Below are 15,644 nucleotides of genomic sequence, written 5' to 3'. Positions count from 1 at the left end.
GTTATAATAATGTTATACAGATCTACCTTTTAAATAAAGAAAATAAACGATTATTTATAAATCGTTACTTACATGGTGTTCAAGTTCTCTTAATCCTTTAGCCGCTTCAGTATAAAATGATTTAACTGGTTCAGAGCGTTTCCAAAAGAAGCCTGAACTATCTTTTTTGGATTGAGCATAAGACTGAATTTTATTAGAAAAAAATGATTTAACATCATCTGTTACTAATAAATCAAGATTAATAGTTGGAGTGTGTGTATTTTTCTTACAAAAAGGTTGGCAGGCTTGAAAAACACCATTTGGGATGCAATAGTTATTCCCGTCAAATCTAATCGTTTTTCCGCCACCAAATCTTGTTTGATTGTTAACGTTTGATAATATATCATGAAAAAACTTTTTGTTATTGGTTAAATTTTGTTTTGTGCATTGATCTAAGGCTTTAGGTGTTACATATGCAGCGCAACTATTTTCCATTTTTAGCTCCGTCAGCGTTTTTGCAGTATCATAGTCGCAATCTCTATCTTGTTGCGTTCCTTCTATAGTGATTTGCATCATATTTTTTACTGTTTGACAGTAGTTTGAATCAATTCTGCCTTGACCTTGAATTGGTTCAAGATCTACTCGTTCTTCTCCATTGTATAAATGTAAGTTTAACGTAACATTCTTTGGAATCATTTCAGGATAATTAATATAAAACTCATTTAATGCTTTGATAATATCTTCTCGATCATCATAAAAGTCAAACTCAATAACCTCAGTTGGGTTTTTTAAAGCATGTCGATGCATTTGAGCATAGAGAATTGGAATTTTTGATTGTTCTAGTAGTAGCGAATCTTTATTGGGCTCTGGAAGTTTGCCTTCTCGTATTTGTTGTGCAATTTGAAAGGAGCTGCCAGCCCTTCGGTTACTGAATATATCTTCTAATAGAAATGTATCTAGGCGTGTTGTATTTTTTGCTCTCTCTTTAGAAAAGATAGTTGCAATTTTTTCAATTGCTTTAAAAGAGTATTCGGTATTATGGCCTTTGCCACTATTAGATGCATCTATAGTATATGATTGCCGATTTGAACCAATCATAAAAATCAGTTGTTCATCTTCTGAAGTTTCTTTTAGAAGCGACTCAAAAAACTCTTTATTTGTTTCGAATAAAGCTTGATCTCGATCTTTTTGATATGCTTTATGATAATGCCTATGAAATAAGCAGCCATCCATATCAAGTGATATAATTCTGAGTTTTGCCATTAAATGTCCCTTAAAATAAAAGTGTTAATAATTTAAACCTTAGATAATCAATATTTAATTTAACTATATTTATTATAATCAAACTTTAGATGACAGGTAAAGGAGCTTTTTGTTGCACTTATAATGCAATATATTACCCTGTGTTTTTCTAAAATATATTACATAAAGCAAATAGATAATTATGAGTTATACCAAGTTTTATGTTTAATTCTTAAGTGTTTTATATCAATTTAATTAATTGGCTTAGGCTTTAATGCTCCCTTCAGCAATATTAAATTGTTGATACTGATCTTGAGATAAAAATGTTTGAATTTTTTCAGAATTAATAGCACTAATAAATACTTGTGCATTTTGAGTTTTTATAAATTCTAGTACCGCTTTTGTTGCATGCTTATCAAGTTCTGAAAGTAAATCATCAATTAGATAAATACAAGGTGTTTGATGTTCTTTGTAAAATAAAGCGCCTTGAGCGAGTTTTAGCATTAAGATTAAGAGCTTTTGTTGACCTCGAGATAAGACATCACAAGCAGGTAAGTGGTTGGTTGTTATTTTTAAATCAGCTCGATGTGGGCCATAGTGAGTAAAGCCAGACTTAATATCTTGTGCTAGATGTCTTTTCAGTGCATGTGATAATTCTTCTTGATTTGACCAGCCACGATAGTAGTCAAAATTTAAAGATTGTTTACTGAATATAGGTAGTAGTGTATTAATTTCAATCTGAAGTTTATGCATGTAGTCACTACGTAGTTGATCTAGTTGTATACTACAGGTAGTTAGCTCGTAATCCCAAGGTTTGAGCATTGTTTCATTTGGATTCTGTTTTAAAAGGCTATTACGTTGTCGAATGAGTTGTTTCGTTTTACGCCATAGTGGATGAAATGCGTTTTGACTATAAAATGCACCCCAATCGAGTAATTGGCAACGATACTTTGCGCCAGAAGTTAAAATAGCAAAACTACCAGGGTGTAAAATTTGCATTGGCAATATTCGTGTTAATTCACTTTGTGTATTGACTGTATTATGATTTAGTCTTAATTCAGTCTGGCCATTTTTATTTTTTTGCAATGCGAGTGTTTTTGGCATTTCAGCATGATTAATCTCAGCAAACAAAGTTGTTTCGCTAGTATCATATTGAATGATACGGTTTAATTGGTTGGCTTTAAATGAACGGCCATGACTAATAAAATAGAGTGCCTCTAAGAGTGAAGTTTTACCTGAGCCATTTAATCCCTCAATAAGATTAATATGGGGGTGAAATGTTATATCTGAAGTGGTAATATTTCGGAAGTTGCTAATCTTAAATTGGCTGATATGCATATATGTGTATCGATTTAGTCTATGTAAATTAACATTAATTAAATTATTTAAAAATTATAGAGAGCTGTCAAAACGATGTCTAATAAAAAGCGTCAAAGTATAGTGAAAAGTCAAATAAATAAAGATGATGAAAAAGTATTTAAGCTAAATACCAGTTATCAACCGTCAGGTGATCAGCCACAAGCGATTACAAAACTTGTTGATGGCTTAGATCACAGTTTTAGGCATCAAGTCTTATTAGGGGTAACAGGCTCAGGAAAAACTTATACGGTTGCTAATATTATAGAAAAAGTACAAAGGCCATGTTTGATCTTAGCGCATAATAAAACATTAGCGGCACAGCTATATTCTGAGATGAAGCAATTTTTTCCAGAAAATAGAGTTGAATATTTTGTTTCTTATTATGATTATTATCAACCTGAAGCTTATGTGCCAGCATCGGATACTTATATTGAAAAAGATGCATCGATTAATGAGCATGTTGAACAAATGCGTTTATCAACAACTAAGTCAATCTTAGAACGTAATGATGTAATTATTATTGCAACGGTTTCAGCAATTTATGGTTTAGGTGATCCAGAGCAATATATGCAGATGTTATTGTCAGTGAGAGTAGGAGAGTCAATTGATCAAAGAAGCATTTTAAGACGATTAGCTGAGATGCAATATCAACGAAATGAAATGGATTTTTCTCGAGGAACTTATCGAGTCAGAGGAGAAGTCATTGATATCTTTCCAGCTGAAAGTGATAATCGAGCGGTAAGAATTGAATTATTTGATGAAGAAGTTGATCGAATTACTTATTTTGATCCACTAACAGGGCAAACATTAGCACAATTACGTCATATCAGTATTTTCCCATCAACACATTATGTGACATCAAGAGAGCGCTTAGAAAAAGTAATTGATTTGATTAAAGATGAATTAAAAGAGCGTCTTGAAGTGCTAAGAGATAACGATCGATTAATTGAAGAGCAGCGTTTAAGAGAAAGAACACTTTATGATATTGAGATGATTAGAGAGCTTGGCTATTGCTCGGGTATTGAAAATTACTCCCGTCATTTATCAGGTAGGGCACAAGGTGAAGCACCGCCAACGCTATTGGATTATTTACCGGATGATGCTTTTGTTGTGATTGATGAATCACATGTGACAGTACCACAATTAGGCGGTATGTATTTTGGTGATCGTTCACGTAAAGAAAATTTAGTTGAGTATGGCTTTCGTCTGCCTTCTGCTGTGGATAATAGGCCCTTAAAATTTGAAGAATTTGAAAATTTAGTTAATCAAGTGATTTATGTTTCTGCAACACCTGCTGATTATGAACTAAAGCATACGCAAAATACAGTTGAGCAGATTGTTCGTCCAACGGGATTAGTTGACCCAACAGTTGAAATTAGATCGGTTAAAATTCAAGTAGAAGATATATTATCTGAAATTCATCGTTCAGTTAAAGTTAATGAACGAGTATTAATTACAACACTAACAAAACGAATGGCAGAAGATTTAACTGACTATTTATCAGAGCAAGGTGTTAATGTGCGCTATTTACATTCTGATATAGATACGGTTGAACGAGTTGAAATTATACGTGATTTACGCTTAGGTGCTTTTGATGTGTTGGTTGGTATTAATTTACTGCGAGAAGGTTTAGATATGCCTGAGGTTGGTTTAGTTGCAATTTTTGATGCAGATAAGGAAGGTTTTTTACGTTCACAACGTTCGCTAATTCAAACAATTGGTCGAGCTGCACGTAATGTCAATGGTAGAGCAATTTTATATGCAGATGTAATTACAAATTCAATGCAATTGGCACTAGATGAAACACAAAGAAGAAGGCAAAAACAGATTACTCATAATGAAATGCATGGTATTACCCCTCAAAGTATTATTAAAAATGTTGATGATATGTTAGATTTTGCGCCTGAAAAAGAAAAAATGAAACAAGCACGTAAGAAAAAAGCCAAAGTAAGTGATATTAATATAGAGGCGATTTTAGGCGTTAAAGAGGCAGTTAAATTGATTGCTAAATTAGAAAAGCAAATGAAAGCGCATGCGCGTGAACTGGAATTTGAACAAGCGCAAGTACTTCGTGACACAATTACTGAGATAAAGCATAAATTTTTTGTTTAAAGAAAGATAATGATCAATTATTTAACTGAATTACCCGAAGAAAAAAAAGCCATATTTGAATGCTTTGATATGGCATTTTTAAAAGAAAAAAATTTTTCTTTGAACTCTATAGACTTAATAGGCTGTGAAGTTAGCAAAGTTAAATATCACCAATTTGCATTTGAAGTATTTTTACTCTTTCATAATATTGAAATATATGGGCTAGAGGCATATAAAGAGCTCTATGAGTCATTTTTTAAACGGTTAATGGTTAAATGGATTGTAGTTTTACCGCTAGGTTTAGAAATCGTTACTGAATTAAAAGATCAGTTTAAAGATAAGCTATATCAACAAATTTTATCTATTGAGAATATATCCGTGCCTATAATATATAAACAATGGCTAAGGCATTGGGATGACTGGATTGTTAAGCATCGGTTAATTTTTATAGAGACAATCAATAAGCAATTTCAATTTAATTAATGCTTTTGGTTTAACCAATGATTCAGTAGAATAGATTCTACAATCGACAATGATAGAGCTTATAATAATGACAACAATGATATTTTGCCAAAAATTACAAAAAGAAGCACCTAAAATGACCTTTGCGCCATATCCTGGTGATTTAGGAAAACGAATTTTAGAGAATATATCTCAAGATGCATGGCGTATGTGGTTGGATCACCAAACGATTTTAATTAATGAATATCGCCTTAATTTAATGGATGCTCAATCAAGAAAATTTCTTGAAGAAGAAATGGTTAAATTTTTATTTGAAGGCAAAGATGAAAAACCACAGCAGTTTGTTGCAGTGGATTCCTAAATAAAGTTCTATTTGTAGAAGCGTCAATTTATCGCGCCTTGATATTTTATTTTGATAAAAATATTTATAAATAAGAATTAACACTTCACATATATGAAGCATTGCGTTATAATTTAATGCTGAATTGATTGATGTGGGTTGTGAAGTATGAAAATAATAAATAAAAAATATGCTTTAATCATTGGTTTTATACTGTTATTAGGTTTGAACCTTGCTTATGGTTATGACTCGGAAGAATATGAAGCAACAATAAAAAATGATAGTGATAATGATATTTATGTTAAGTTGCAAGATTCTAAGTGTATGCTCTATGTAAATCATTTGCCTAATATTATATTTGCTCATAGTGATATAAAAGTTACTTTAGCAGATGATGGAGAGGGTGACTGTAATGGTGATGGTAAATATATGACATTAGCATTTCAAGTTTTAGATGATTACGATGTAAATGATGAGATTAGCCAAGATTCAAGTAAATTTGATTTAATAAGATTTAAGCATGAGAGGGGACATCCTGATAGTGATGATTGGTATAATAATATTTATTTAACTTTTGCTAAAGAATATGATTCAGAACAAATGCCTGGAAGAACAATGATTATTCATGCAACCTGTGATGGAAATGATTGTCACAGCAAATGGTATGAAGAAGCTAAAGGGTTTGAGCTTGTTATTGAAGTAACAGATGCAGCTGAATACTTTACATCAATAGGTCTAGGTACAGTAAGTGTTACAGATGGTCTTGGAAGGTTAGTAAAATTAAATCAAGTAAATATTGATTCTGAAGATGATATTTACATGTTTAAATTCAGTAAGAGTCAAGAAACTTGCAATTATGGAAATAAAATGATTCGTTGTGATAATGGCTTAGGTTCAACATTTCGTTCAGAGTCATTGGTGTTTTTCTGTCGACAAACAGATGGGGGAGATCCCGCATGTCCTTGGACCTCTGTTTCAGATAATAGTAGTAGTAATTATTATACCAGTATTTACTAAATATTTATAACATTGTATGTGATGCAGGCCAAACTTTAGATTGATTGGCCTATTCTGTAGCATTTTTATTATTATAAAATAGCGTGAAATAGTGATCTTACTGAGGTTTTTTGGTTATTAGATCTTTTGGAATCCTAACTGTTGCAATAAATGATTTATTTCCATGATCATAGCAAATTTCTAAACCAAAGTTAATATTATGATAGTCAAATATTAATTCTTCTTTTTTGTAGTAGCTCAGATCAAGTCGGAGCTACTACAGCTAATGTTAATTGTCAAAAGACCTTAACTACTTCTGTTTTAAATTCATTACTATATTTTTTATGAGGCATCATGTTATTCCTATTTTATTGAGAATGAATTTCACAAATTAAAGTCTGCTATAATTGAATTATTGTTTGTTTTAATTAACCTGGAGTTAACTTATGACTTATAAATTTATGAATGCTTTATACTTAATAAGTATTCTCTTTATCCTTACTATAGCAACAGCTAATACTGAAGTATTACAATCTTCTGTAGCTAAATATAAAATTATTAATCATACAGATCAAGCAATGCTTGCACGTGCAACTTCAAGTAGTAGCTTTTTGTCACCCTCTGCTTCTTATATGGTTTATATACAGCCCAATACAAGTGTTAGCAATCTATCTTTTACCTATTCGCCTGACACTACTTATGTGTATCTTAGTGCAGATGGATATATTGATATATTTTTTGGCAATGAGCAATATTATGTTTGCTCATCTTATTTAAAACTTTATACGCAAAAGTATCAGGATAATGAACAATATGGGGCAGATGTAAAGGCAACTACATCTATTTTACAAAACGCAAACCCTAATGCTAAATATACTTGCAGTCAGGCCTGTATAAATTCATCTTCTAATTCAACCTCTACAAGTATAGACTGCACCACAACAACAGAACGTGATTTTGATATGGAATCAACATCCAATAAAGTAAGTGAAAATATAACTATAACAATTAGTAATAAGAATTAACCTCAGGCTATCATTATAGCCATTTGATGGTTAAGCTACTTTCTATTTTCGAACTCAGGTTATTTTAGTATTTTATATAATTATTTGAACTAAATGCTGCCAAGCAAGCTCAGTTTGATAGGATTTAACTAGGTAGTCTACTTTAGCACATAAAGATAATTTGGTTTTAAGTGTTTCAGCTTTATAATGCCTTAGTGCTTTATTATACATGGCTTGGCGTGTTTTCCAAATGCGATGCTTTTGAAATAAATCATTTAATTCTATGTGGCTTTTAGCTTGCTTAAATTGTAGTAATAAACGGATATCCTGACTTAGTATCCATAGTAATAATACAAGTTCAGTACCAGCATGTTGTAGTTGATTGATAATTAGAATTGCTTTTTTTAAATCATAGTTTAAAAATGCTTCACTAAGTGCATAAACATCATAATGGCTAACAGTTGAGATAATTTCATTGATATCATCTTCTGTAACGCTTTGGTCAGTATGTGTAATTGCAAGTTTTTCTAATGTTTGTGCTGTTGCTGGAAGATTACCTTCAGTATACTCAATGAGTTTTTCACAAGCCGTATCAGTTAATTTGATTTGTTTTTCATGACTTAATTGATGAATCAATTGGCTCATTTGATAGCGATTAAGATTCCATATGGGTAATATAACGCCATTCTCATCAATTGATTTAAACCATTTTTGCTTTTGTTGTTGTGTGTTAAGTTGAGGTAAAAGTAAAATTAATGCAGTTTGACTATCTTGGTTGTTATGAGTTTGAGCAAATTCAGCAAGTATTTTTTTGGACTTTTCATCAGGGATATGATCAAAGCGTATTATCATTAGTGTCTTATCACTAAATAAAGAAAGGTTATCATAAGCTCGATAAAACCATTCACTATCTAGCGTTTTGTCAAAATTATGGCGTTCAATATCATTAAATTCTAAAGTTTTAAAATGCTGTTTAAGCATTTCTAAACTTTGCTCTTTTTGCCAAGGCTCATCGCCAAAAACTAAATAGATAAAATGATTTTGTGCCTTAAGGTGTTGCTTTAATCCTTTAAAGTTAATTTTCATGACTTGTCAGTGTCATCTGGAATAATAATATTATCATCAGTTGTATCAACTGGGGTTATTTGTGTAAATGAGCTAACAACATCACTGGCAACTTGTTTGCTTAATTGTGCCTTTAATTGATCGACTTGGTTATTAGCAGCAAGTTGTTGTGTTGCATTACTAGAGTAAGTAGCACTTGCTGAACTAATTCGTTCTGATAATAAAGTACGATCTTTAGCATCAACTACTTTATAGGTAACATCATAAGTAACAAGGTATTGACCAGCTGATAAGTTACCAGTGACACTTTGCATTGTGTTAGATGTCTGCACTTTTAAAATAACTAAAGTTGCTGTTGCGTTTTTAGGATTGTTAACAACGTTAATTTTATATGAATTTAGTAAAGGTTTTAGTGCTGCAACAAACTGATAGTCATTGGTATCATTTTGAATATAAAGTTGTTTCATTGGTTCAGGGATATTCAGATTTAATCCACGCAAATGAAAACCGCAACCATAAATTGTTATAGCAGCAATAACAATAAGTAGGCATTTTAGCCAAAGGCGTTTATTTAAAGTTAATTGCATTTTATGCTCCAACAACAATATTAACAAGTTTTTTAGGGACATAGACGACTTTATGAATGGGCTTTTCAGAAGTAAAGCGCATCACATTTTCTTGTGATAGGGCAATGGCTTCTACTTGTTCTTTATCCATTTGTGCATCAACGGTAATTTTAGCTCTGACTTTGCCGTTTACTTGCACAATTAAGGTCATTTCATCTGTAATTAATGCATTTGAGTCTGGTTTTGGCCATGCAGCATTTAATATATTTTCACCAAAGTTATTTATTTGCCATAAGTGATGAGTCATATGTGGTGTAATTGGAGATAGTAAGCGCAATAGAATACTTAGCCCTTCATAAATTAAATATTCATTTTCAACTTTTAATAAAGCATTTAAGATTTTCATTGCGGCTGAAACGACAGTATTAAACTGATTACGTGACATATCAAAAGTAGCTTGTTTTAATGTGCTGTGAATTTCATAACGAATGGCTTTATCATCTTTAGATAACTGTTTGTGCCATGATGAGTCAACAGACTGTTGATTTAAATTTTTAAGCATGGTTTGATGTTGTTCACTAAAGCTATATAGCTTTTTCAAAAATCGGTGTGCGCCTTCTACGCCTTGATCAGACCATTCAAGCGATTGCTCAGGTGGAGCTGCGAATAAACTAAATAATCTGGCAGTATCAACACCGTACTGGTCAATTAATGCTTGAGGGTCAACGGTATTACCTTTTGATTTTGACATTTTAGCGCCATCTTTTAAAACCATACCTTGTGTTAATAAATTTTTAAAAGGTTCATCACTTGTAACTAATCCCATATCACGCATCGCTTTATGGAAAAAACGTGCATAAAGCAAATGTAGAATGGCATGCTCAACGCCACCGACATATTGATCAACCGGCAACCAGTAATTGGCTTCATTATCCAGCATTTGATTTGCATGTGGGCAAGTATAACGTGCGTAATACCAAGAAGATTCCATAAATGTATCAAAAGTATCTGTCTCACGATAAGCTTGACTGCCACAGCTAGGACATGTGGTATGATAGAAGCTATCAATTGATTTTAATGGTGAACCAGCTTTAGTTAAGGTTACATCTTCAGGTAGTACAACAGGTAAATTTTCTTCTTTTTCAGGCACAATACCACAATTTTGGCAATGAACCATAGGGATAGGACAACCCCAGTAGCGCTGGCGTGAGATGCCCCAATCATGTAAGCGATAATTAATCGTCTCACTACCATGATTATTTTCTTCTAGTTTCAGCTTGATTGCTTGATAAGCTTCATCAAAATTTAAACCATCAAATTCACCAGAGTTTTCTAAAATACCATAATCAGTTAATGCTGACTGATTGAAATTATGTTCATGCTTATCTTCATAATGGATAACTGGTTTAATTGGCAAGTAATAGCTTTGAGCAAACTCCCAGTCACGCTGATCATGTGCAGGTACTGACATAACTGCACCTGTGCCATAGCCCATTAAGACAAAGTTAGCAATCCAGATTGGAATTTCTTTCCCGGATAATGGATGAATTGCTTTAATACCTGTATCAATACCTTTCTTTTCAATTGTTGCTTGATCAGCTTCCATGGTTGACATATGACGACAATTTTCACGAAACTGCATAATTTCAGGACTATTTTTTGAAGCCTCAATGGCAATTGGATGTTCAGGCGCAATGGCAAGATAACTAACGCCAAAAAGTGTATCAGGTCTTGTAGTAAAAACTTCAATCTGTTCATTATGATCTTTAATATCAAATGTGATATTTAAACCTTTGGATTTACCAATCCAATTGGTTTGCATAATTTTAACAGCTTCTGGCCAACCATCTAACTGATCCATATCTTTAAGTAATTCATCAGTGTAATCAGTAATTTTAATAAACCACTGTGGAATTTCTTTTTTCTCAATTAAAGCGCCTGAGCGCCAGCCTCGACCATCAATGACTTGTTCATTTGCTAAGACAGTTTGATCAACTGGGTCCCAGTTAACAACAGAATTTTTACGATAAACTAAGCCTTTTTCATAAAGCTTGATAAAAAACCATTGTTCCCAGCGATAATATTCTGGATGGCATGTAGCAATCTCTCTTGACCAATCATAGCCAAACCCAAGTGATTTAAGCTGAGTTTTCATTTGTTTAATATTATTATAAGTCCATTGGGCTGCAGGTTTTTTATGCTTAATGGCAGCGTTTTCAGCAGGTAGGCCAAAAGCATCCCAACCCATTGTATGTAAAACATTTTTACCTAACATCATTTGATATCTAGTAATAACATCGCTTAGGCTATAGTTACGGACATGGCCCATATGTAGTGAACCACTTGGATAAGGTAACATTGATAAGCAATAATACTTTTCTTTTGTATGATCTTCTTTGACTTCAAAAGTTTTATTATTTTGCCAGTAGTCTCTGGCATTTTGTTCAATCAGTTTAAAGTTATATTCTGACATTAAGCTCTACCGTTAGCATTTAAAAAATTCATTTCTTTTACTTGCAACCTATCTTAAAACAGACCATGATGGTTGACTAGCGTTATTTTGATATCAACATAACAAAACAAAGAGATTTTAGCATAAAATGCAGAATAATGGATTAAATAAGCAAGGTGTTTTACTCGTTAATTTAGGTACCCCAGATGCGCCAACGCCTAATGCGGTTAAACGTTATTTAAAACCTTTTTTATCAGATAAACGAGTGATTAACAATCAAAGCATTTTATGGAAAATGATTCTTAATATTATTATTCTAAATGTTAGGCCAAAAAAGGTTTCTAAGTTATATCAATCGGTTTGGAAAGAGGGTAAGTCACCATTACTCTATTATACAGAAAAGCAAAAACATCAATTACAACAAGCTTTAGGTGATAAGTATCATGTTGAAATTGCAATGCGTTATGGAAATCCTTCAATAAGAAAAGCATTTAATGCATTTGAAACTAAACAAATTTCAAATATTGTTATTTTGCCATTATACCCACAAAATTCCGCAACAACTATTGCTTCAGTTTTTGATAATATTAATCAAGTGTTTGAAAAAAAGCGCAGTTTGCCATCATTTAGATTTATTTCAGGTTATCACACTCATTCGTTATATATTGATGCATTGGTTAGATCAATTGAGGTCTTTCAACAGAAAAATGCTCGTGCGGAAAAATTAATATTTTCATATCATGGTTTACCAAAAATTTATTGTGAAAAGGGAGATCCTTATCAAAAAGCTTGTTATGAAACCACCCAAAGTGTTGTTAAGCGATTAAATTTAACTAACGATCAATATATGATGTGTTTTCAGTCTCGAGTTGGGCCATTAGAATGGTTACAACCTTATTTTGATAAAACACTCATTCAATTACCAAAAGATGGCGTTAAGTCCGTACAAGTAATATCACCTGCATTTGCCTGTGACTGCTTAGAAACATTAGAAGAAATTAATATTGCAGGGCGTGAAAGCTTTTTAGCTTCAGGTGGCGAGTCTTTTGAATATATCCCTTGTTTAAATGATACAGATAATCATATTCGTATGATGGTGGATTTAATAAGTTGATTAATTTGTAGTGTTAAAAAAACAATACTGATTTTTATAAAATAAATTGTAAATTTCTTCTAAGTGCTTCATTTTATAAATCAACAGCTTGTGAATATTTTATTATATTTGATTTTTTTATATTTGCTCATAAACAGGATAATTTTGTTACATTCTATGTAAATGAAGCTCTACGTTATGTTTGATTGTTTTATCTGATTATTATATATTTGTTATGCGATGTTTTGCGTTTTATCTTGAAATGTAAATTTATCTTAACTTTAAAGCTTATTACGGAACTATGGGAGTTGTGTTATGCCAAAGTATATTTCTCAGTCTAACTTTTTCACTAGCTATTCAGGTAATCGATATGATAAAAAACAAAAGAAAATTTTAGTCAATCGAGGTATTGATTTAAAAAATCAACTAGCTAATGGTAATCATGCGATTTTAAGTAAGTTAAATGATATTGCAATAAGAATTCAAAAACGAATTAATAAAGGAACATTAAATCAAGCGTCGATAAGTCGCTACAAACAGGAGCTGAAAGACTTAGATGTAATGAATCGTAAAAAAGTGAATAGATATATCAAAATATGTATGGTCTTGTCTAAACACTATAGTGGTGATGGTTCTAAAGTAAATTGGTTTTTTATAACAAATAAAACTGGTTCGCTTGCCCATATGATAGATAGTAATAAATATGCGATTGAAGATTCTGGTCAAAATATCTTAAGCAAAATTCTACCTTCTCAAGAAGTTAGCTTAAAATTTCCTTATAGCTCAGGTAATAGTATTAAGGAAAAAATGAAAAAAGGAGATCAAGAAGCTCATGAAGTAATTAAAAGTGAAGAAACAAAACGTGTAGTACATCAAGTATCTAAAGGTTTAGTTGAATTTATCAAAATTAATTTTAACCAGGGTCAAAAGCGAACTTTATTTAATAAATTTAAAAAACTTAATGTTTCCAAAAAAGGCGCATATCCATCGGTCAATCTTAATGAACTAGGAATTAAATCTATGAAAAGTTTATTATCTTATTTAGAAAATGATGATGAATCAAATTATGTTGCAAAACTTTCAATGATATGGATGGTAGCTACAGGGTTTTCTGGTGGTAATATAGATAAAATAAATAACATTTATAGTCATGTTATTCATGGAACAAAAGCTTATAAAGATAATAAACAAAAACATCAAAGTGCACAAGTAAGCTTAGATAGAATAGGTAACTCTGGAACAATTGAGGATAAAGATATATTTGAAGAGGATATTTTTATTCCTTGGAAGAGAGATGTTGATTACCGAAAAGTAAGTGCTAGTTCAAATAATCCATTTGTAGTTAAATGCAGAGATGAAAAATTACCTTATATTGCAGGTGTTTCAGGTATGGCAAATATGTATTGTAAAGTTATGGATGTATTAAATATTTCACCTCACTCAGAACAAGGGAAGGCATTTATGGAAGCTGCTGCATCATTTATTGTTGCTTCAAGTATGCATTCATATATTGAGGTTAATAAGTCTTTCAATCTTTATATTAATAGATGTTATAAAGCTGACAGTGTATTACCATTTCTAAAAATTCAAAGTGACCAGTTGAATGATCAATCTCAAGAAATAGCTATGTAAGACCTAGGACGTATCCATCTGCTAAAACTTTAAATCTAAATTTCGCACTATCATCCCTTTTTTATATAGCATTTTATGTTTATGTTTATGTTATAGGGTAAAATTTCTTAGCTATAAAGCTATGTATTAGTGAATATTGATAGGCTATAGAGTGAATAATATTTGGAAAAACCATCAATTTAGTCGTTTTTTTGTCTCATTTACAATTGGTAATATTGGTGATTGGTTTGATATTTTTGCCTTACAAATCATTTTTGTTATCGAGTGGCATGCATCACCTGTATTATTAGGATTAATGATTTTATTTTATTTTTTACCTTCAATTATATTAAGTCCGTTTGCTGGGGTTTTAACCGATAAAGTCAGTAAACGTAATATGATGATTATAACCGATTTAATTGCAGGATTTTTAACAATAGGGCTTTATTTTAGTAATAGTATTCTTTTTGCTTTAGTATTAATTTTTGTTAGGGCTTCTGTAGTTTGTTTTAATGTACCAGCTCAACAAGCATATATTAAACATGTTGTTTCTCAAGAGCAGTTATTAAAAGCTTCAAGTTATACCACAGTTGTTTTTCAAATGTGTAAGGTAATTGGTCCTATGTTGGGTGCATTAGTAATGGTTATTGCTTCAGCTAGAAGTTGTTTGGCAATTAATGCAGTGAGCTTTATTATTTCAGCTTTAATATTATTTGGCCTACCTTTTGATAAACCATTAAAATCAGATGAAAATGACCAAGGGGAAGTCGTTCAAAATTGGCTAAGTGATGTGCTATCTGGTTTAAAGTTAGTATGGAAAAATCAATTAGTAAGAACTGTTGTTATACTTGTGATGGTATGGTTTTTTTGCTCATTAATTAGGCAAGCACAGTTAACAATATTCATTCATCATGTACTACCGAATGAACCTGAAGCATTAGGTATATTTGTCGGTTTAGATGGATTAGGAGCAGTAATAACTAGTGTATTAATTAGTAGAAAAGAAAATATAACTAACTATAGTAGTTATTTTATTATTGGGTTTATTATCTTAGGTTGTGGTGTGTTAGGCCTTAGTTTATACCAGTCAAGCTGGCCATCATGGGTTATCTATATTTTTGGATTTGTCATTGGTCTAGGGACGGGAACACAGTTAGTTACTTATGGTTATTTAATTAAAAAAGAAACACCAGAGCATCAAATGGGGCGAGTGTCAGGTGCGGCATCAACAATGCAAAATACAGCACTTGCTTTAGGTACATTATCTAGTGGATTTTTAGTATTACATTTAGGCATACGAGAGGTATATTTTCTTTTATCTATCGTTTTATTTACGTTGTCAATTTGTTCTTATATTTTTCTTAAGAAAATTTTAAAATCCTAA

At 31.7% G+C, this 15,644-nt stretch carries 13 protein-coding genes; 8 read left to right on the top strand and 5 right to left on the bottom strand.

Features of this window, described 5'->3' with window-relative positions; genetic code table 11:
* Nucleotides 1–54: 54 nt before the first annotated feature.
* Together KFE69_09550 and recF are read right to left on the bottom strand one after the other, a co-directional pair.
* Nucleotides 55–1,242 (bottom strand): hypothetical protein, encoded by a 1,188-nt coding sequence (locus KFE69_09550; protein UTW41748.1) that lies wholly within the window; start codon nt 1,240–1,242, stop codon nt 55–57.
* A gap of 243 nt (nt 1,243–1,485) precedes the next feature.
* Nucleotides 1,486–2,559, bottom strand: a complete 1,074-nt coding sequence (gene recF, locus KFE69_09545) for a DNA replication/repair protein RecF (protein UTW41747.1) — start codon at nt 2,557–2,559, stop codon at nt 1,486–1,488.
* A gap of 75 nt (nt 2,560–2,634) precedes the next feature.
* Here recF and uvrB point away from each other — a divergent pair, with 75 nt between their 5' ends.
* The 5 genes from uvrB (at nt 2,635) to KFE69_09520 (ending at nt 7,494) form a co-directional block, all read left to right on the top strand.
* A complete protein-coding gene (uvrB, locus tag KFE69_09540; protein UTW41746.1) occupies nt 2,635–4,692 on the top strand; it encodes an excinuclease ABC subunit UvrB in 2,058 nt (685 codons plus the stop codon).
* A gap of 9 nt (nt 4,693–4,701) precedes the next feature.
* On the top strand, nt 4,702–5,154 hold the full coding sequence (locus KFE69_09535) for a hypothetical protein (protein ID UTW41745.1): 453 nt from the start codon (nt 4,702–4,704) through the stop codon (nt 5,152–5,154).
* 67 nt (nt 5,155–5,221) lie between these two features.
* Nucleotides 5,222–5,494, top strand: a complete 273-nt coding sequence (locus KFE69_09530; GenBank protein UTW41744.1) for an oxidative damage protection protein — start codon at nt 5,222–5,224, stop codon at nt 5,492–5,494.
* A gap of 147 nt (nt 5,495–5,641) precedes the next feature.
* Complete coding sequence (locus KFE69_09525; GenBank protein UTW41743.1) at nt 5,642–6,490, top strand: hypothetical protein; 849 nt, start codon at nt 5,642–5,644, stop codon at nt 6,488–6,490.
* A 425-nt stretch (nt 6,491–6,915) separates the two neighbouring features.
* Complete coding sequence (locus KFE69_09520; protein UTW41742.1) at nt 6,916–7,494, top strand: hypothetical protein; 579 nt, start codon at nt 6,916–6,918, stop codon at nt 7,492–7,494.
* Between the two features lie 72 nt (nt 7,495–7,566).
* On the opposite strand, the gene holA is transcribed toward KFE69_09520, so the two are convergent.
* Genes holA through leuS form a run of 3 tightly spaced genes read right to left on the bottom strand, consistent with a single transcriptional unit; the run spans nt 7,567 to nt 11,577 of the window.
* Complete coding sequence (gene holA / locus KFE69_09515; protein ID UTW41741.1) at nt 7,567–8,559, bottom strand: DNA polymerase III subunit delta; 993 nt, start codon at nt 8,557–8,559, stop codon at nt 7,567–7,569.
* Nucleotides 8,556–9,125, bottom strand: a complete 570-nt coding sequence (locus tag KFE69_09510; GenBank protein UTW41740.1) for a hypothetical protein — start codon at nt 9,123–9,125, stop codon at nt 8,556–8,558. The genes holA and KFE69_09510 overlap by 4 nt, the downstream gene beginning before the upstream one ends.
* A 1-nt stretch (nt 9,126) precedes the next feature.
* Nucleotides 9,127–11,577, bottom strand: a complete 2,451-nt coding sequence (leuS, locus tag KFE69_09505; GenBank protein ID UTW41739.1) for a leucine--tRNA ligase — start codon at nt 11,575–11,577, stop codon at nt 9,127–9,129.
* A gap of 127 nt (nt 11,578–11,704) precedes the next feature.
* On the opposite strand from leuS, the gene hemH reads away from it, so the two are divergent.
* The 3 genes from hemH (at nt 11,705) to KFE69_09490 (ending at nt 15,644) form a co-directional block, all read left to right on the top strand.
* Nucleotides 11,705–12,670: a ferrochelatase gene (hemH, locus tag KFE69_09500; GenBank protein ID UTW41738.1), complete on the top strand. Its 966-nt coding sequence runs from the start codon at nt 11,705–11,707 to the stop codon at nt 12,668–12,670.
* 294 nt (nt 12,671–12,964) lie between these two features.
* Nucleotides 12,965–14,281, top strand: a complete 1,317-nt coding sequence (locus KFE69_09495; protein ID UTW41737.1) for a hypothetical protein — start codon at nt 12,965–12,967, stop codon at nt 14,279–14,281.
* Nucleotides 14,282–14,432: 151 nt separating this feature from the next.
* Nucleotides 14,433–15,644 (top strand): MFS transporter, encoded by a 1,212-nt coding sequence (locus KFE69_09490; GenBank protein UTW41736.1) that lies wholly within the window; start codon nt 14,433–14,435, stop codon nt 15,642–15,644.

It is taken from the genome of bacterium SCSIO 12844 (assembly GCA_024397935.1).
In the GTDB taxonomy this organism is placed as follows: Bacteria; Pseudomonadota; Gammaproteobacteria; order Francisellales; family Francisellaceae; genus M0027.
This window is presented reverse-complemented; position numbering and strand designations above follow the sequence as displayed.

Coding starts and splice junctions, on each gene's coding strand:
- KFE69_09550 (UTW41748.1), bottom strand. CDS start 1,242: ATGGCAAAACTCAGAATTATATCACTTGATATGGATGGCTGCTTATTT.
- recF (UTW41747.1), bottom strand. CDS start 2,559: ATGCATATCAGCCAATTTAAGATTAGCAACTTCCGAAATATTACCACT.
- uvrB (UTW41746.1), top strand. CDS start 2,635: ATGTCTAATAAAAAGCGTCAAAGTATAGTGAAAAGTCAAATAAATAAA.
- KFE69_09535 (UTW41745.1), top strand. CDS start 4,702: ATGATCAATTATTTAACTGAATTACCCGAAGAAAAAAAAGCCATATTT.
- KFE69_09530 (UTW41744.1), top strand. CDS start 5,222: ATGACAACAATGATATTTTGCCAAAAATTACAAAAAGAAGCACCTAAA.
- KFE69_09525 (UTW41743.1), top strand. CDS start 5,642: ATGAAAATAATAAATAAAAAATATGCTTTAATCATTGGTTTTATACTG.
- KFE69_09520 (UTW41742.1), top strand. CDS start 6,916: ATGACTTATAAATTTATGAATGCTTTATACTTAATAAGTATTCTCTTT.
- holA (UTW41741.1), bottom strand. CDS start 8,559: ATGAAAATTAACTTTAAAGGATTAAAGCAACACCTTAAGGCACAAAAT.
- KFE69_09510 (UTW41740.1), bottom strand. CDS start 9,125: ATGCAATTAACTTTAAATAAACGCCTTTGGCTAAAATGCCTACTTATT.
- leuS (UTW41739.1), bottom strand. CDS start 11,577: ATGTCAGAATATAACTTTAAACTGATTGAACAAAATGCCAGAGACTAC.
- hemH (UTW41738.1), top strand. CDS start 11,705: ATGCAGAATAATGGATTAAATAAGCAAGGTGTTTTACTCGTTAATTTA.
- KFE69_09495 (UTW41737.1), top strand. CDS start 12,965: ATGCCAAAGTATATTTCTCAGTCTAACTTTTTCACTAGCTATTCAGGT.